Genomic DNA, 17,142 nt, shown 5'->3' on the forward strand with positions numbered 1-17,142 from the left:
CGTGACCTCGACGCTCGATCGGGCCGCCCCCGCCGCACGCGCACCGCGCGTGCGGCGGGGGTTGGCCCCCGTCCCGTTCCTCGCACCGGGCATGTTCTTCCTCATCGTCTTCATGGCGATCCCGGTGGGCCTGCTCGCGTTCTACAGCTTCTTCAAGCGCGGCCGATTCGGTGGCGTCGTGTTCGAGTTCACGCTCGACAACTGGGTGAAGCTGTTCGAGCCGCTCTACCTCGGCGTCATCGGCCAGTCGATCGTCGTCGCATTCGTCGTGACGGTACTCGCGCTCCTGCTCGGCTACCCGATGGCCTACGCGATCGCGGGCCTGTCGCCGAAGTGGCGCACCGTCGCGCTCGTCGCGATCGTGCTGCCCTTCTGGACCAACTTCCTCATCCGCACCTATGCCTGGATCCTGCTGCTCAACAACGCCGGCTGGGTGAACCAGTGGCTGCAGGGGCTGGGCATCATCGACGACCCGATCGCGATGCTGTACACGCCGCAGGCGATCGTCGTGGGCCTCCTCTACATGTACCTGCCGCTCATGGTGCTGCCGCTCTACGCGTCGCTGCAGCAGCTCGACCCCTCGCTGCGCGAGGCGGCGACGAACCTCGGGGCCACGCCCTGGCGCACGTTCCGCACGGTGACGCTGCCGCTCTCGCTGCCGGGCGCGCTCACCGGCTGCATCTTCGTGTTCGTGCCGGCGATGTCGAACTTCGTGATCCCCGAGCTCATCGGCGGCGGCAAGACGATCATGGTCGGCAACCTCGTGCGCGACCAGTTCTTCGAGGCGCGCGACTGGCCGTTCGGTGCGACCCTCGCGCTCGTGCTCACGATCCTGCTCGTCGTGGTGATCGTCGTGCAGTCGGCCGTCTCCCGACGCCTGACCGAAGGGAGTCGTCGTGGTTGACGTGCAGAACCCGCCGACGACGGCGATGCGCGAGGCCGACCCGGCGTCGGCGCCGCGCGCGGTGCGCAAGGCCCGCAGCATCCTCGTGCCGTTGTGGCTCGGCTACGCCTTCCTGTACCTGCCCATCCTCGTCGTCGTGATCATGAGCTTCAACGACTCTGAGAACCTGTTCGTGTGGCGCGGATTCTCGCTGCGCTGGTACCCCGAGCTGTTCGCCGACGAGAAGATCATGCAGGGGCTCGCGAACACCCTCGTGGTGGCGGCGGGCGCGACGGCGATCGCGACCGTGCTCGGCACGCTCCTCGCGTACGGCATCCAGAAGTACACGCGCGGCGGGCTCATCCGCGCCTTCGCGATCGCGCCCGCGATCCTGCCCGACCTGCTGCTCGGCATCGGCCTGCTGACGTTCTTCTCGCTGTTGTCGCTGACGCTCGGGCTGCACTCGGCGATCCTCGCGCACGCCGTGTTCGCGACGGCGTTCGTCACCGCGATCGTGCTCGCCCGCATGGCGAGCATCGACCAGAGCCTCGAGGAGGCGTCGCGCGACCTCGGCGCCGGCCCCGTGCGCACGTTCATGCGGGTGACGCTGCCGCAGCTCGCCCCCGGCATCGTCGCGGGGGCCCTCCTCGCCTTCACGCTCTCGATCGACGAGTTCGTGATCGCGTTCTTCACGACCGCACCGACGCAGCCCACGCTGCCGATCGTCATCTACTCGATGGTGCGCTTCGGGGTCACGCCCGAGGTGAACGCCCTCGCCAGCATCCTGCTGCTCGTGAGCATCGTCACGGTGATTGCGGCGCAGCGCCTGACCAGACTGACAGGAACCACGAAGTGAGCACCGCACCCCTTCTCCGCGTCGATGGCGTCCGCGCCGTCTACGGCGACACCGTCGCCCTGCACGACATCTCGCTCGACATCGAGGGCAACGAGTTCTTCGCCCTGCTCGGCCCGTCGGGCTGCGGCAAGACCACGCTGCTCCGGTCGATCGCGGGCTTCGAGACGCCCGCCGCCGGTCGCATCGAGCTCGACGGCGACGACCTGCTGCGCATGCCGGCGCACCGGCGGCCGGTCAACATGATGTTCCAGAGCTACGCGCTCTTCCCGCACATGTCGGTGGAGAAGAACGTCGCCTACGGCCTCGAGTCCGAGGGCGTCGGGCGCGCCGAGACCGCGAAGCGCGTCGCCGAGGTCATGGACGTGGTCGGGCTCGGTCATCTCGCGAAGCGCCGGCCGGGTCAGCTGTCGGGTGGCCAGCGCCAGCGGGTCGCGCTCGCGCGCGCCATCGTCAAGCGCCCGAAGCTGCTGCTGCTCGACGAGCCGCTGTCGGCGCTCGACCGCCAGGTGCGCGCCTCGATGCAGCTCGAGCTGAAGCGTCTGCAGCACGAGGTCGGCCTGACCTTCGTCGTGGTCACGCACGACCAGGAGGAGGCCATGTCGATGGCCGACCGCATCGCCGTGCTGCGCGACGGCCGACTCGAGCAGCTCGCGACGCCGCAGGAGCTGTACGCCAACCCCGCGACGCGCTTCGTCGCGTCGTTCATCGGCTCGGCGAACCTGCTCGACGGCGTCGCCCGCGCGGGGCGCGTCGAGGTCGCGGGCGTCGGCGCGGTCGCGGTCGACGGGCTCGCGCTCGCCGACGGCTCGGCGGCGACGGCCGTGGTGCGCCCCGAGGACATCGAGCTCACGGCCGATGCCGCGACCGCCGTGCTCAGGGGTTCGATCGTCGACACCTACTTCCTCGGCGGCGCATCGACGCTCGCCGTCGAGGTGCCCGGTCTCGCGGCGCCGGTCATCGCCTCGGTGCACGGCGCGAGCACGTTCACCCGCGGCGATGCCGTGGGTGTGCGGTTCGGCCGTGCGACGGCCGTCGCACGCGAGACGTCGGGCGAAGCGGATGCCGCTGCCGTGGCATCCTCGATCGCCGACGTGCCGACCCCGCAGGCGGCCGAGCCGACGGGGGAGCGCGCCCCCGGCGCCGCTCAGGAGGAGGCGGAGGGCGTCAGGTCATGACCCGTCGCGAGCCGCGCGCTCGCCAGGATCAGTTCGAGGGCGCCGTCGTGGTCGATCGTGGGGTGGCCCGCGATGATGCGGTAGCCGTAGGCGTCCTCGAGTGCGACGAGGTTGCGCGCGATCACGAGCGAGGGCTGCGCGAGCGCGAAGATGCCGCGCGCGGCGCCCTGCTCGAGCACGACCTGGTACATGCCCACCTGCCGGTCGTACAGGGTCGTGAGCAGCGAAGCCATGAGGGGGTTGCGGCCCGCCGACCCGCCGAGCTCGCACAGCAGGCGCACCTCGGTGTCGCCCGGTCCGCTCGGGAGCCCCGACGCCGCGAGCGCGACGAGCCGCTCGACGGGATCGTCGGGCAGCTGCTCGAGCATGCGCACGCGCGCTTCGTAGAACCGCTCCATGCCCGCGCGGTTCGCCTCGAACATGAGCTCGTCGACGTCGGGATAGTAGTAGAGCACGGCGCTCGAGGTGAGGCCGGCCTCTTCGGCGACGCGGTTCAGCCGCGCCCCGTCGGGTCCGTGCGCCGCGATCGCACGCTGGGCCGCCGCAACGAGCTGGCTGCGTCGCTCCTCTTGCCGCTTCGGTCGCGCCATGCGCTGCCCCCTCGTCGTCGAGTTCTCTGTATCGGTGCTCAATGATACGTCGATTCGGCCATATTCCGTGGAACTCTTGACAACACAAATTCTTTTCATCACCATTCAATAAATCGACGAAGGAGTCATCATGACCGGCGAGCGCCGCACGTTCCTGTTCATGCCCGAGAGTGCCTACGGGCCCACGAACAACTGCATCGGCATCGGCAACGTGCTCCTCCAGCGCGGCCACCGCGTCGTCTTCGCCGCCGAGCGGTCGTGGGAGGGCAAGCTCTTGGCCCTCGGCTTCGAGGAGGACCTCGTCGACCTCGCGCCCGCCCCCGAGGAGGAGGTGGAGCAGGACGCCGGCCAGTTCTGGAAGGACTACATCCGCGACGTCTCGCCCGAGTTCCGCAAGACCACCGCCGAGCAGCTCGAGACCGTCACGCTGCCGATCTGGCAGGCGCTCGTCGAGGGGGCGAAGTACTGCGAGCCGCAGCTCAAGGCGATCATCGAGCGCGTGCGGCCCGACGTCGTCATCGAGGACAACGTGCTCGCCTTCCCGGCGCTCGTGACGGCGGGCGTGCCGTTCGTGCGCATCGTCTCGTGCAACCCGCTCGAGGTGCCGGGCGACGGCATCGCCCCCGTCTTCTCGGGCCTCGCCGCCGACGACCGTGCCGCGTGGCCGGCCTTCCGTGCCGAGTTCGACCGCACGCACCGTCCGCTCTGGCAGGAGTTCGACGCGTGGGTGCAGGAGCAGGGCGCGCCACCGCTGCCCGAGCTCGAGTTCATCCACCGCGGCGACGAGAACGTCTACGTCTACCCCGAGGTGCTCGACTACACCGACGAGCGACCGCTCGACGAGACGTGGCACCGCCTCGACTCCTCGGTGCGAGAGACGGAGCAGGCGCCCGCCGACCTGCCCGCGTCGTTCACGGACGGCAGCCGTCCGCTCGTCTACTTCAGCCTCGGCTCGCTCGGGTCGGCCGACGTCGAGCTCATGCGTCGCGTGATCGCCGCGCTCGCCGACCAGCCGGTCAACGTCATCGTCTCGAAGGGGCCGCTGCACGACGAGATCGAGCTCGCCGACAACATGTGGGGCGCCGAGTTCCTGCCGCAGACCAAGATCCTGCCGCTCGTCGACCTCGTCATCACCCACGGCGGCAACAACACGACGACCGAGGCGCTGCACTTCGGCAAGCCGATGGTGCTGCTGCCGCTCTTCTGGGACCAGTACGACAACGCCCAGCGCGTCCACGAGCGGGGCTACGGCCTGCGTCTCGACCCGTACCGCTTCACCCCCGACGAACTCGCCGGTGCCGTGCGGTCGCTGCTGGAGGACGAGGCGCTGCGCGAGCGCGTCGCGGCGGCGGGTGCCGACATCCGTGCGCGCGACGGCGTCTCGGCCGCGGCCGATGTCATCGAGCGCGTCGGCGCCCGGGAACGGGTGTGACCGCCCTCGAGGCGCGCGCGCACGATCAGGCACGGGCGGCGCTCGCCGACGCCGCCCCGCGCGCCTTCTGGACCGACCGGAGCCAGGCCGACGGTGCGCCCGCGCCGCGCCCGCCGCTCACGGGTCGCGCCGAGGCCGACCTCGTCGTCGTCGGCGCAGGCTTCACCGGGCTGTGGACGGCCTGGCGAGCGCTCGAACGCGACCCCGGGGCATCCGTCGTCGTGCTCGAGGCCGAGCGGGTCGCGCACGGCGCGACCGGTCGCAACGGCGGCTTCGTCTCGAGCTCGCTCACGCACGGGCTCACGCACGGCACCGCGATCTGGCCCGACCAGGTCGGTGCCCTGCACGAGGAGGGCGAGCGCAACCTCGACGAACTCGTCGCGACGATCGAGGGCGCCGGCATCGACTGCGGACTGCGTCGCGCCGGCAAGACGACGATCGCGATCGAGCTGTGGCAGCTCGACGGCCTCCGCGAGGCCCACGAGCTCGGGGCGCGGCACGGCGTCGCCCTCGAACTGCAGAGCCGCGACGAGGTGCAGGCCGACGTGCACTCGCCGACCTACCTCGGCGGGCTGCGCGACCGCACGGGCACGGTGCTCGTCGACCCCGCGCGGCTCGCCTGGGGCATGGCCGCCGAACTCGAGCGCCGCGGGGTGCGCATCTTCGAGGCTTCCGCGGTCACGGACATCGATCGCGTCGGACCCGGCGTCCGCGTGCGCACCGCCCTCGGCAGCGTCGACGCGCGCGGCGCGGTCGTCGCGACCGCCGCGTATCCCGCGCCGCTTCGCCGGCTCGGCAACTACATCATGCCGCTCTACGATCACGTGCTCATGACCGAGCCGCTCGACGCCGCGCAGCAGGCGGCGATCGGCTGGGGTGAGGGGCAGGGGCTCACCGACGCGGGCAACCAGTTCCACTACTACCGGCCGACCGCCGACGGGCGCGTCCTCTTCGGCGGCTGGGACGCGGTGTACTACTTCGGCGGCAGGGTCGACGCGAGCCTCGAGCAGCGCGACGCGTCGCACGAACTGCTCGCGCGGCACTTCTTCGAGACCTTCCCGCAGCTCGAGGGGTTGCGGTTCACGCACCGCTGGGCCGGGCCGATCGACTCGACCACCCGTTTCACCGCCGCGTACGGCACGGCGCGCGGCGGACGCGTCGCCTACGCGGTCGGGCACACCGGCCTCGGCGTCGGCGCATCGAGATTCTCGGCCGACGTCGCGCTCGACCTGCTCGCGGGCGAGCCGACGTCGCGACTGCGGTACGACATCGTGCGGCGCCGGCCGTTCCCGATTCCGCCCGAGCCGCTGCGCAACCCGATCGTGCAGTTCACGCGGCACTCGATCCTCGCCGCCGACGCGCACGAGGGGCGGCGCAACCTCTGGCTGCGCACCCTCGACCGCTTCGGGCTCGGCTTCAACTCCTGAACCACACCTCGTCGGTCGACGATCGAGCGCAGTGACCGCAGCGAGCGCATCGAGACCGGCACCACCTGAAAGGCACACGATGAGCACCGGAACCTTCATCGGCGACTACCGCGCCGGAACCGGCGACGACGCCGTCATCACCAACCCCGCGACCGAGGAGGAGGTCGCCTCGTTCACGGCGTCGGGCACCGCCGACGTCGACGAAGCTGCGGCCGCGGCGCGCGCCGCGCAGCCCGCCTGGGCGGCGAAGACGCCGGGGGAGCGCTCGCTCGCCCTGCTGCGGCTCGCCGACGCGCTCGAGGATGACGCGGCGAACCTCGCGCGCCTCGAGGTCGAGGACTCGGGCAAGCCCTGGACGACCGCCTTCGACGGCGAGCTGCCGTTCGGCGTCGACAACCTGCGCTTCTTCGCGGGCGCGGCGCGCTCGCTCGACGGCACCGGCGCGGGGTCCTTCTCGAACGGCTACACGTCGATCCTCACCCGGCGCCCGGTCGGCGTCGTCGCGGGCATCACGCCGTGGAACTTCCCGCTCATCATGGCGATCTGGAAGGCCGGGCCCGCGCTCGCCGCCGGCAATGCCGTGATCGTCAAGCCCGCGCCCGCGACCCCGCGCACGACGCTCCGTTTCGCCGAGCTCGCCGTGGAGGCCGGGCTGCCCGCGGGCCTCTTCAACGTCGTCACCGGCGACGCGGAGGTCGGGCAGGCGCTCGTCACGCACCGCGAGGTCGACATGGTGAGCGTCACGGGCTCGACCCAGACGGGCAAGGCGGTCATGCGCGGCGCCGTCGACGGCGTCAAGCGCGTGCACCTCGAGCTGGGCGGCAAGGCGCCGGTCATCGTGTTCGCCGACGCCGACCTCGGCGCGATGGCCCAGGCCGTCACGATGGGCGCGACCTACAACTCGGGACAGGACTGCACGGCCGCGACCCGGGTCTACCTCGAGCGATCGGTCTTCGACGACGGCGTCGCCGCCCTGCGGCAGGCCGTCGCGAGCGTCGTCGCGGGCGACCCGATGAGCGCTGACACGCACATCGGCCCGCTCGTTTCTCGCGCCCATCGTGCGCGCGTCGAGGGCTTCGTGTCGCGTGCCGTCGCCGAGGGGGCCGAGGCGCTCGTCGGTGGACACTCGATCGACGGCGTCGGCGCGTACTTCGCGCCGACCCTGCTCGTGGGCGCCGCGCAGTCGTCGGAGATCGTGCAGGGCGAGGTCTTCGGCCCGGTGCTCGTGGTGCTGCCGTTCGACGGCGAGGCCGAGGGCATCGCGCTCGCGAACGACAGCGCCTACGGGCTCGCGTCGTCCGTCTGGACGAGCGACGTCGGTCGCGCCCTGCGGGTGAGCCAGTCGCTCGACGTCGGCGTGACCTGGGTCAACGACCACCTGCCGATCGCCTCCGAGGCGCCGCACGGCGGCGTCAAGGGCTCGGGCTTCGGCAAGGACATGTCGATCGAGCCGCTGCTCGACTACTCGGTGACCCGGCACCTCATGATCCGGCACGCGCCGCCGCCCGAGACGACGGGGTTCCGGCCCGCCTGAGCGGGCGGTCGGCGGTGATGGGGATGCGACGAGAGGAGACACGATGACGGAGAGCACGACGACGCCCGCCCGGATCACGAAGGCGGTCATTCCTGCTGCTGGGCTGGGGACGCGGTTCTTGCCGGCGACGAAGGCGATGCCGAAGGAGATGTTGCCGGTGGTGGATAAGCCGGCGATCCAGTACGTGGTCGAAGAGGCCGTGAATGCCGGGTTGACGGATGTGTTGATGATCACGGGTCGGAACAAGAACGCGTTGGAGAACCATTTCGACCGGGTCGCGGAGCTGGAGGCGACCCTGGAGCGGAAGGGTGACACGGCGAAGCTGGAGAAGGTGAACGAGTCGACCGAGCTGGCCGACATGCACTACGTGCGGCAGGGTGACCCGTTGGGGTTGGGGCATGCGGTGCATCGGGCGCACATGCATGTGGGTGATGAGCCGTTCGCGGTGCTGCTGGGTGATGACATCATCGACGCCCGGGACGAGTTGTTGACCCGGATGCTGGATGAGCAGCAGAAGCGGGATGCGTCGATCGTGGCGTTGTTGGAGGTGGATCCGGATCAGATCCATTTGTACGGGGCGGCGCAGGTCGAGTCGACGGATGACCCGGATGTGGTGCGGATCACGGGGTTGGTGGAGAAGCCGGCTCGTGAGGTGGCGCCGTCGAACTATGCGGTGATCGGCCGGTACGTGCTCAAGCCCGAGGTGTTCGGCGTCCTGGCCGAGACGGCGCCGGGCAAGGGTGGTGAGATCCAGTTGACCGACGCGTTGATGACGATGGCCGAAGACGTGCAGGGTACGGGTGGGGTGTACGGGGTCGTGTTCCGGGGTCGCCGGTACGACACGGGCGACAAGCTCGACTACATCAAGGCCGTGATCCAGCTCGCCGTCGACCGTGACGACCTCGGCGAAGACCTCAAGCACTGGCTCATCGACTACACCACCGGACTCCAGTCCGAACCCACCACCTGAGCCGAGCCCGTCGCGGGCTCAGTCGTCGCCGCTGCCGGCCGCCATCGGGTCGGGGATCTCCTCGGGCTTGTACTTCGGCAGGCGGGAGGCCGGCAGCGCAGCGAGGGCGCTGATGCCCGCGAGCACGAGGAAGCCGAGCCGCAGCGTGTTGAGGCGCTCCTCCTCGTTGATCTCGACGGCGGCGTCGATCTGCTCGGGTGTCGCGCTCGTCTCCTCGAACTTTGCCCGCAGGTCGTCGTTGCTGACGAAGTTGACCTGCGCGAGTCCGACCTCGGCCTTGAGCTCCTCGGGCAGCTCCGGGTGCTCGACCGCGGCCTGGGTGAAGTTGAGCGTCAGCATCGTGACGAGCAGTGCGCCCATGACCGCGGTACCGACCGCGCTCGCGAGGTTCTGGGTCGTGCCGCGGATCGACCCCACGTCGCCCGCGAGCTCCTTCGGCGCGGCGGTCACGAGCACGTTGAACACGAGCGTGACGAGCGCGCCCTGGCCGATGCCGAACGCGATGAGCCCGACGATCGTCGGCACCGTCTCCCAGTTGTTCGAGACGACGAAGGCGAGCCAGAGCAGGGCGGCCGTCGTCAGGCCGAACGCGAACAGCGCGATCGTGCGGGGGCTGTGCCGACGGTAGAACCGCACGATGAGCGTCGCCGTCACGAACACGGTGAGGTTGAACGGCATCATCGCGAGCGAGGTGTCGAACGGGGTTCGCCCCTGCACGACCTGGATGTACGTCGGCACGGTGAAGTTCACCGCGGCCTCCATCGCCACGATGACGAACATCGCGTAGACCGCTGCGCGCTCGGTCGGCTGCGAGAGCACGCTGAGGTCGACGAGCGGCACCCGGCCGAGCCGCATCCGCCGTCTCGTCCACATGAAGAACGCCTGGCCCAGGATGATGCCGGCGAGCACCAGCACGGGCGCGGGCGAGAGCCCGAGCACGGAGAAGGGCGCATCGGGCCCCGCGAGCACGATGCCCCACGCGTTGAGGTTGTTGAACCCGAGCGTGAGCAGCACGATCGCGGCGCCGATGAGCACGGAAGCGACGAGGTCGATGCGGATGCTCCGATCGCCCCGATCGCCGCGCAGCCGGAAGCTCAGGGCGAACACCGCGACCGCGAGGCCGAGCGTGATGAAGAACACCGGTCGCCAGCCGACGAGCGTGCCGAGCGTACCGCCGATGAGGAACGCGCTGATGCCCGAGAACGCCCGGGCGGAACCGAGTGACCCCACCGCGGTGGCCTGCTGCGCGCCACGGTAGTTCTCGGCGATGAGGGCGACGAGGGCGGGCACGATGATGGCGGCGGATGCCCCGGCGAGCACCTGCCCGCCGATCGCCCAGCCGATCGTGGGCGAGAAGATCATCATGAGCGACGAGACCGCGAACAGGGCGACGACGACACGGAAGATGAGCACCCAGCCGACCCGCTGCCCGAGTTTCGCGCCCGTCATCACGAGCGCCGCGACGACGAGGCCGTAGACGACGATCGTCGTCGATGCGACGGTCGGCGGCACGCCGAAGTCCTCGACCATGCCGCCGAGCGAGATCGGCAGCGCGGCCACGTTGAACGACATGAGCACCTGGGCGAGGAAGAGGCCGACCATGGGCGCCCACGAACGGCGCTCCTCGGGCGGCCGCGCGCCGCCGGAGGCTCCGGTCACGTCGGTGATTCCCGTTCCTGTGGTGCCGGAGATGTCGCTCATCATGCCACTCCTTCGTTCGTCGACGCCACGGCGGCCGCGGGTGCGGGATCCGAGGCGAACAGGTTGAGTCCGAGCGAGCGCGACAGGTGGGCGCACGCCCGCTGCCCGCGCACGCTGTTGCCGGCTGGATCGAGCAGGGGAGAGAAGGCGCCGACCGCGCCCTTGCCCGGCGCCACCGCGACGAGGCCGCCCGAGACGCCCGACTTCGCGGGAAGACCGATCTCGAAGAGCCACTCGCCTGAGCGTTCGTAGAGTCCGCACGAGGCGAGCAGCGCGAGCGTGTCGCGGCACGCCTCTGCGGAGACCACCCGTTCGCCCGTCACCGGGTTCACGCCGCCGTCGGCGAGCGTCGCCCCCATCACGCCGAGGTCGCGCGCGGTCACCGCGAGCGAGCACTGCCTCGTGTAGACGTCGACGGTCGCATCGGGGTCGGCGTCGAGCCGGTCGTAGCTCTGCAGTAGGCGCGCGAGGGCCCGGTTGCGGTGGTTGGTGAGCGACTCCGACCGGTACACCTCGTCGTCGACGTCGAGCCGGCGACCGGCGAATCGCGACAAGCCCTCGCGGACGCGCCGCCACCGGTCCTCGTCGTCCGCGGCGGGCACGAGCGCGGTCGTCGCGATCGCACCGGCGTTCACCATCGAGTTCATGGGGCTGCCGTCGTTGAGCTCGAGCGCGATGACCGAGTTGAACGGCAGGCCCGTGTTGTTCACGCCGACCCGTTCGTGGACGAGCTCGTGGCCGAGCTCGTCGCACACGAGCGCGAACACGAAGGCCTTCGAGATCGACTGGATCGAGAACGCGACGCCGACGTCGCCCGCGACGTGGGCGCCGCCGTCGACCCCGACGAGCGCGAGGCCGAACCACGCCGGATCGGCCTCGGCGAGGATCGGGATGTAGTCGGCCACGTCGCCCTCGTCGAGCCCGGCGTAGCGGGCGTGCGCGCGGGCGACGATCTCGTCGACCTCCGCACCCGAAGGCAGCGCACCGGTCGCGCTGCGCTGGACGACATCACGGAGATCCGTCTCGAACATGCCTCCACTCTGGACCGTCCACCACCCCGAGCGCGAGCATCTCGCCAGCATTGCGCAGATACCGCCGTGTGTGCTCTGCACTTCGTTACGGCCGAGTTGCGCGGCCCCGGCGGCTTTGTCACGCTGTGAGACGTGCCCTCATCCTCGCGCTCCCGGTCACGGGGCCTCACCGCGAAGCGTGCGCTCGTCTACGCCGGCGCAGCGGTGGTCGCGCTCGTGGTCGCGGTGCTCGTCGCCCGCCTGTTGCGAACGCTGCCGGCCGTGCAGGACTTCATCGCCGAGTACCCCGGGCACAGCCCGCTGCCCGACGGGGCCCCGGTCGGCATCCCGGCCTGGCTCGCGTGGCAGCACTTCTTCAATGCGTTCTTCCTCGTCATGCTCGTGCGCACCGGCCTCATCATCCGCTCGAAGGCGCGACCGCCGGCGTTCTGGACGCGCGACAACTCCCGTTGGCCGCGCACCAAGGGCGCGCCGCGGCGGCTCGGCATCTCGGTGTGGCTGCACCTCGTCGTCGACGGCTTCTGGGTGCTCAACGGCGTCGTCTACGTCGTGCTGCTGTTCGCGACCGGGCAGTGGGTGCGCGTGGTGCCCACGAGCTGGGAGGTCGTGCCGAACTCGATCTCGGTCGTGCTGCAGTACCTCTCGCTCGACTGGCCCGTCGAGAACTCGTGGGTGTCGTACAACGATGCGCAGGTGCTCGCCTACTTCGCGATCGTGTTCGTCGCGTCGCCGCTCGCGATCGTCACGGGGCTGCGCCTCTCGCCCGTGTGGCCGATGCAGGGCGGGTGGACGAAGGTGGTGCCCGAGCGCTTCGCGCGGGCACTGCACTACCCGGTGATGCTGTTCTTCCTGCTCTTCACGGCCGTGCACGTCGTGCTCGTGCTCGCCACGGGGGCGCTGCGAAACCTCAACCACATGTACGCGGCGCGCGAGTCCGACGACTGGGTCGGGTTCGCCGTGTTCGCGGTGTCGCTCGCGGTGATGGCCGGGGCATGGGTGCTCGCGAAGCCGCTGCTGCTCGCCCCCGTCGCCGAGCGGTTCGGTCAGGTGAGGCGGATGCCGCCGGCCCCCGCCGCACCGGCGCGCAGTGCGACCCGGGGCTGACGCCCCGGCCGGCCACGGGGCATCCTCGCTCGATCAGGTCGCGGCGTCGATCTCGGCGACGATCGCGTCGTAGCCGCGCTGCGCGGCGAGCCGGCGGGGGAGCACGCCATCGCCGTCGGGGATCGACGGATCTGCGCCGGCCGCGAGCAGCAGCCTGACCGTCTCGACGTGGGCGTCGTCCCCGTTGCCGAGCACGATGGCCTCGTGCAACGCCGTCCACGCCAGGTTGTTGACGTGGTTCACCGGCACGCCCGCCTCGATCAGGATGCCGACGCTCTCGACGTGCGCGTGCTCGCTCGCGGGGATGAGTGCGGTGCCGCCGTAGCGGTTCGTGCTCGTCGGGTCGGCGCCGTGCTCGATCGCGAGGCGGAGGATGTCGTTCAGGCCCTCGGCGCCCGCGTAGAGGAATGCCGAGTCCTCGATCGCGTCCTTCGCGTTCGGGTCGGCGCCCGCCTCGAGCAGGGCGCGGGCGATCGCGACGTGGTTCGCCCGCGTGGCGGTCACGAGCACGGGGCGTCCCTCGCCGTCGCGCGCGTCGACGTCGGCGGCGTTCGCGATCGCCCGCTCGACGCCCGCGAGGTCGCCGGCGGCGGTCGCGGAGACGAGCAGGTCGGCCGCCTCGGCGGCGGTCATCTCGGGGGTGGGCACGGGCGTCTCCTCTGCGGGGGTGTCGGCGGGGGTGGGCGCGGCGGCGGTCGTCGCGGGCACGTCGGGTGCGCCGTCCGCTGCCGCGCATCCGGCGAGGGTGCCGGCGACGACGAGCGCCGAGGCGGCGGCGAGCGGCGCAACCACGACGAACGGCGTGCGGCGCCGATCAGCCATCGAGCGAGCGCTCGGTCTGGTCGAGCACGCCGAGGGCTGCGGAGGTCGCGGCCTCGGGGTCGGCGGCCTCGATCGCGTGCAGCAGCTGCTCGTGGAGGTCGACCGTGCTCGGGTCGGCGTTGTTCGAGAGACACGAGTTCTGCGCGACCGAGTGCTTGAGCGACGCGTCGAAGCTCGCGTAGATGCCGACGAGCAACCGGTTGTGCGAAGCGGCGGCGACGCCGACGTGGAACGCGACGTCGTGGTCGGCGAACGCGTCGACGTCGTTGCGGTCGATCGCGGTGCGCCGGCGCTGCAGCTCCTCGCGCAGCGCCGCGATGTCGACGTCATCACGATGGAGCGCCGCCTCGCGGGCGGCGAGCACGTCGAGGGCGCGGCGCACCGCGAGCACCTCGCGAGCGTCGGCGACGACGAGGGCCCGCCGCAGCGCCACCTCGGTCGCGTCGCTCGCGATGACGTAGGTGCCGTCGCCCTGCCTCGTCTCGAGCAGCCCGAGTTGCGCGACCGACCGCACGGCCTCGCGCACCGACGGGCGACTCACGCCGAACGACTCGGTGAGCTCGGCCTCGGTCGGGATGCGCGTGCCGACGGGCCAGGAGCCGCTCGCGATCTCGGACTGCAGACGATCGACGACCGAATCGACGATCGACCTTCGCTGGATGGGTTTCACGATTGCCATTCTCTCGACTCTTTCCCCCTCGGGGGAATGTATGGTTATCATACATCTGACAATTCACGTTTCGGCGGACGGCAGCAGCGAAGCCACCGACCGACCTCACGGACAAGGGAGTTCGTTCGCATGACCGACGCGACCGCAACGACGGCCGAGACCGTCGACGACCACCACACGGCGACCGGTGTCGTCGCCGCCCCGGCTCTCGTCGACGCCCACATCCACCCCGACAAGTCGAGTTGGGGCGGGCCGTGGATGTCGCGCCGTCGCGCCGGGTCGCTGCCCGAGTTCATCGCGAACGACCTCGCGACGCAACGCGGCTACACCCGCAGCGTCGAGGAGCGCGCCCACGCGCTCCTCTCGACCGCGCTCGAGCAGGGCACGCTCGCGATGCGCGCGCACGTCGACGTCTCGGCCGAGCTCGGCACGAAGAACGTCGAAGGCGTGCGCGCCGCGGCCGAGCGGCTCGCGCCATGGCTCACCGTGCAGATCGTCGCGTTCCCGCAGTTCGGCCTGCTCACGAACCCCGGCACCCTCGAGGCGATGGCCGCCGCGCTCCAGAACGGGGCCGACCTCGTCGGCGGCATCGACCCCCTCGGTCTCGAGGGCGACGTCGACGGGCACCTCGATGCGGTGTTCGGGCTCGGCGAGCGCGCCGGCCGCGACCTCGACATCCACCTCCACGACCGCGGCGAGCCGGGCCTCGCGCAGATCCGCGAGATCGCGGCCCGCACCCGCGCAGCCGGCATGCAGAGCCGCGTCACCGTCAGCCACGCCTTCGCGCTCGGGGATGCCTCGGCGCCGACGCTCCGGGAGACGCTCGACGCGGTCGCCGCGGCCGAGGTGTGGATCACCAACTGCGCCCTCGGCGACGACCCCGTGCCCGACCTCGACCTGCTCGAGCGCCACGGCGTGCGACTGGCCGCCGGCAGCGACGGCGTCCGCGACTCGTGGACTCCGTTCGGCTCGGGCAGCATGCTCGACCGTGCCCACCTGCTCGCCTATCGCACGGGCGCCATGACCGACGCCGAGCTCGAACGCTGCTACCGCATCTGCTCCACCGAGGGGGCGCGCCTCGTCGGCGCAGCCGACCTCGTGGAGGCCTCCGGCCCGGAGCATCCCACCCGACTGGAATTCACCGGCGAATCGATCGCGCAGATCGTCGTCGACCGCCCGAGGCCCGTCCGCGTGATCCGCGACGGGCTCCCGCTGCCGGGCCGGAACTGACACCCGGCCGCACCACCCCGCCATCCGCACCGCTCACCCCGCACCATCCGCAATCGCACGCACGACGACAAAGGAGTTCCCCCGTGTTCCGACGCCGTATCACCCTCACCGCGGCCGCCCTGGCCGCCGCGAGCCTCGCGCTCGCCGGCTGCACCGGGCAGTCGACCGACCAGAGCGACCAGGCGACCCTGTCGGTCGACCTCGACAACCTCGCCACCACCACCGAGCCCGGCACCGCTCCGGTCGACGAGGTGAAGTGGAACCTGCCCTACGAGCCGATGTCGCTCGACCCGCAGTTCGGGTACAACTACGCCGAGAACACCGCCACCGCGAACCTCTGCGAGAGCCTGCTGCGCATGAAGGCCGACTTCTCGATCGAGCCCGGGCTCGCGTCCGAGGTCGCCCAGCCCGACGACACGACCGTCGTCTACACGATCCGCGACGGCGTGACGTTCTGGGACGGCACGCCGCTGACCGTCGACGACGTCGTCTACTCGCTCGACAGGCAGGTCGGCGAGACCGCGACGAGCTACTTCTCGAGCTACTTCCAGAACGTCGAGTCGGTCGCCGCGACCGGCCCGAACCAGGTGACCGTCAAGCTCACGAAGCCCGACGTGCTCTTCACGCAGGCGATGGCCACGGCGGCCGGCGCGATCGTGCAGAAGGCGGCGGCCGAGTCGCAGGGCGAGGCGTTCGGCACGCCCGACGGCGGGCTCCAGTGCACCGGGCCGTTCTCGCTCGAGGCCTGGAACTCGGGCAAGAGCATCGAGCTCGCCGCCTACCCGGACTACTGGGACGGCGCGCCCCTCGTCCAGAAGCTCAGCTTCAGCTTCATCGCCGACGAGTCGACCGCGGTCAACGCGCTGCGCACGGGCGACGTCGACGGACAGTACTTCTACCTGCCGCCGGCCGGCCTCAGCCAGCTCGCGAACAGCGACGCCGTGACCACCACCTACGGCGACTCGCTCGTGTTCTGGACGATGATGACGACGAACTTCGACGGCGGCCTCGGCGACGACCGCGTCCGTCAGGCGCTCTCGCTCGCGATCGACCGCGAGGCGCTCACGAAGGTCGTGTTCCAGGGGGCGGGCATCCCCGCGACGACCCTCGCGGGCCCGGCGTACTGGGGCTACGAGGAGGAGAAGTTCCAGCAGGCGTGGGACGGGTTCTCGGCCGACCCCGACATCGCGAAGGCCAAGGAGCTCGTCGCCGAGGCCGGCACCGTGCCGCCGATCGTGCTCGCGGTGCAGGGCAGCTCGGCCGTGCACGAGCAGACGGCCAACGTCATCCAGGCGGCCGGCCAGGCGATCGGGCTCGACATCCAGACCAAGGTGATCCCGGTCGAGCAGTTCGGCAACCTCTACTTCGACCCGGCCGCGCGCGAGGGCATCGACGGGTTCTTCACGACCCAGTACGGCAGCTTCGCCGACCCGACCGACGTCTACCAGATGTTCGCGAGCACCGACAGCCACAACTACGCCGGCTGGGACCACGCCGACGAGGACATCTTCGCGGCCCGCTCCGAGACCGACGACGCCGCGCGGGCCGACCACGTGATCGCCGCGCAGCAGATCATCACCGACGAGCTGCCCTGGCTGCCGCTCGCCTACGAGCCGGTGACCCTCGTGCAGAACAACCGCATCTCGGGTGCGACCGCCTCGTTCGCGTACCTCTACGCGCCGTGGGCCGCGACGCTCGGCGGGGTGGAGTAGGCCCG

15 protein-coding genes are annotated in these 17,142 nt (G+C 70.9%); 10 read left to right on the forward strand and 5 right to left on the reverse strand.

Annotated elements, in window-relative coordinates:
* The first annotated feature begins 1 nt into the window (after window position 1).
* From MUN74_RS16185 to MUN74_RS16195, 3 genes are read left to right on the forward strand one after another with little or no spacing between them, the layout of a single operon-like run.
* Window positions 2-904, forward strand: a complete 903-nt coding sequence (locus tag MUN74_RS16185; protein ID WP_244853588.1) for an ABC transporter permease — start codon at window positions 2-4, stop codon at window positions 902-904.
* Complete coding sequence (locus MUN74_RS16190; protein ID WP_244853590.1) at window positions 897-1,739, forward strand: ABC transporter permease; 843 nt, start codon at window positions 897-899, stop codon at window positions 1,737-1,739. Before MUN74_RS16185 ends, MUN74_RS16190 begins: the two co-directional genes overlap by 8 nt.
* Entirely contained in the window at window positions 1,736-2,914 is a 1,179-nt protein-coding gene (locus tag MUN74_RS16195) for an ABC transporter ATP-binding protein (RefSeq protein WP_244853592.1), read from the forward strand. Before MUN74_RS16190 ends, MUN74_RS16195 begins: the two co-directional genes overlap by 4 nt.
* Here the strand turns inward: MUN74_RS16195 and MUN74_RS16200 are convergent.
* Window positions 2,884-3,504 (reverse strand): TetR/AcrR family transcriptional regulator, encoded by a 621-nt coding sequence (locus MUN74_RS16200; protein ID WP_244853594.1) that lies wholly within the window; start codon window positions 3,502-3,504, stop codon window positions 2,884-2,886. The two genes, MUN74_RS16195 and MUN74_RS16200, sit on opposite strands and share 31 nt — an antisense overlap.
* A 130-nt stretch (window positions 3,505-3,634) precedes the next feature.
* Between MUN74_RS16200 and MUN74_RS16205 the strand changes: the two genes are divergently transcribed.
* The 4 genes from MUN74_RS16205 to galU all read left to right on the forward strand — a co-directional run bounded on the left by MUN74_RS16205 (window position 3,635) and on the right by galU (window position 8,867).
* Complete coding sequence (locus tag MUN74_RS16205; protein ID WP_244853596.1) at window positions 3,635-4,936, forward strand: glycosyltransferase; 1,302 nt, start codon at window positions 3,635-3,637, stop codon at window positions 4,934-4,936.
* Entirely contained in the window at window positions 4,933-6,363 is a 1,431-nt protein-coding gene (locus MUN74_RS16210) for an NAD(P)/FAD-dependent oxidoreductase (protein ID WP_244853598.1), read from the forward strand. The genes MUN74_RS16205 and MUN74_RS16210 overlap by 4 nt, the downstream gene beginning before the upstream one ends.
* Before the next feature lie 79 nt (window positions 6,364-6,442).
* A complete protein-coding gene (locus tag MUN74_RS16215) occupies window positions 6,443-7,897 on the forward strand; it encodes an aminobutyraldehyde dehydrogenase (RefSeq protein ID WP_244853600.1) in 1,455 nt (484 codons plus the stop codon).
* Window positions 7,898-7,940: 43 nt separating this feature from the next.
* Complete coding sequence (galU, locus tag MUN74_RS16220) at window positions 7,941-8,867, forward strand: UTP--glucose-1-phosphate uridylyltransferase GalU (protein WP_244853601.1); 927 nt, start codon at window positions 7,941-7,943, stop codon at window positions 8,865-8,867.
* 18 nt (window positions 8,868-8,885) lie between these two features.
* On the opposite strand, the gene MUN74_RS16225 is transcribed toward galU, so the two are convergent.
* Complete coding sequence (locus tag MUN74_RS16225; protein WP_244853603.1) at window positions 8,886-10,568, reverse strand: MFS transporter; 1,683 nt, start codon at window positions 10,566-10,568, stop codon at window positions 8,886-8,888.
* Entirely contained in the window at window positions 10,568-11,599 is a 1,032-nt protein-coding gene (gene glsA, locus MUN74_RS16230) for a glutaminase A (RefSeq protein ID WP_244853605.1), read from the reverse strand. The genes MUN74_RS16225 and glsA overlap by 1 nt, the downstream gene beginning before the upstream one ends.
* Before the next feature lie 132 nt (window positions 11,600-11,731).
* On the opposite strand from glsA, the gene MUN74_RS16235 reads away from it, so the two are divergent.
* A complete protein-coding gene (locus MUN74_RS16235) occupies window positions 11,732-12,703 on the forward strand; it encodes a cytochrome b/b6 domain-containing protein (protein WP_244853607.1) in 972 nt (323 codons plus the stop codon).
* Window positions 12,704-12,736: 33 nt separating this feature from the next.
* Here MUN74_RS16235 and MUN74_RS16240 read toward each other — a convergent pair whose 3' ends face one another.
* Both MUN74_RS16240 and MUN74_RS16245 read right to left on the reverse strand, forming a co-directional pair.
* Window positions 12,737-13,525, reverse strand: coding sequence for an ankyrin repeat domain-containing protein (locus tag MUN74_RS16240; RefSeq protein ID WP_244853609.1), 789 nt, complete (start codon window positions 13,523-13,525; stop codon window positions 12,737-12,739).
* Window positions 13,518-14,195, reverse strand: coding sequence for a FadR/GntR family transcriptional regulator (locus MUN74_RS16245; RefSeq protein ID WP_244853611.1), 678 nt, complete (start codon window positions 14,193-14,195; stop codon window positions 13,518-13,520). The genes MUN74_RS16240 and MUN74_RS16245 overlap by 8 nt, the downstream gene beginning before the upstream one ends.
* Before the next feature lie 129 nt (window positions 14,196-14,324).
* On the opposite strand from MUN74_RS16245, the gene MUN74_RS16250 reads away from it, so the two are divergent.
* Both MUN74_RS16250 and MUN74_RS16255 read left to right on the forward strand, forming a co-directional pair.
* A complete protein-coding gene (locus MUN74_RS16250; RefSeq protein WP_244853613.1) occupies window positions 14,325-15,425 on the forward strand; it encodes an amidohydrolase family protein in 1,101 nt (366 codons plus the stop codon).
* A gap of 83 nt (window positions 15,426-15,508) precedes the next feature.
* Complete coding sequence (locus MUN74_RS16255; RefSeq protein ID WP_244853614.1) at window positions 15,509-17,137, forward strand: ABC transporter substrate-binding protein; 1,629 nt, start codon at window positions 15,509-15,511, stop codon at window positions 17,135-17,137.
* Window positions 17,138-17,142 lie beyond the last annotated feature (5 nt).

This window comes from Agromyces sp. H17E-10 (assembly GCF_022919715.1).
GTDB lineage: Bacteria > Actinomycetota > Actinomycetes > Actinomycetales > Microbacteriaceae > Agromyces.

Coding starts and splice junctions, on each gene's coding strand:
- MUN74_RS16200 (WP_244853594.1), bottom strand. CDS start 3,504: ATGGCGCGACCGAAGCGGCAAGAGGAGCGACGCAGCCAGCTCGTTGCG.
- MUN74_RS16205 (WP_244853596.1), top strand. CDS start 3,635: ATGACCGGCGAGCGCCGCACGTTCCTGTTCATGCCCGAGAGTGCCTAC.
- MUN74_RS16215 (WP_244853600.1), top strand. CDS start 6,443: ATGAGCACCGGAACCTTCATCGGCGACTACCGCGCCGGAACCGGCGAC.
- galU (WP_244853601.1), top strand. CDS start 7,941: ATGACGGAGAGCACGACGACGCCCGCCCGGATCACGAAGGCGGTCATT.
- MUN74_RS16225 (WP_244853603.1), bottom strand. CDS start 10,568: ATGAGCGACATCTCCGGCACCACAGGAACGGGAATCACCGACGTGACC.
- glsA (WP_244853605.1), bottom strand. CDS start 11,599: ATGTTCGAGACGGATCTCCGTGATGTCGTCCAGCGCAGCGCGACCGGT.
- MUN74_RS16240 (WP_244853609.1), bottom strand. CDS start 13,525: ATGGCTGATCGGCGCCGCACGCCGTTCGTCGTGGTTGCGCCGCTCGCC.
- MUN74_RS16250 (WP_244853613.1), top strand. CDS start 14,325: ATGACCGACGCGACCGCAACGACGGCCGAGACCGTCGACGACCACCAC.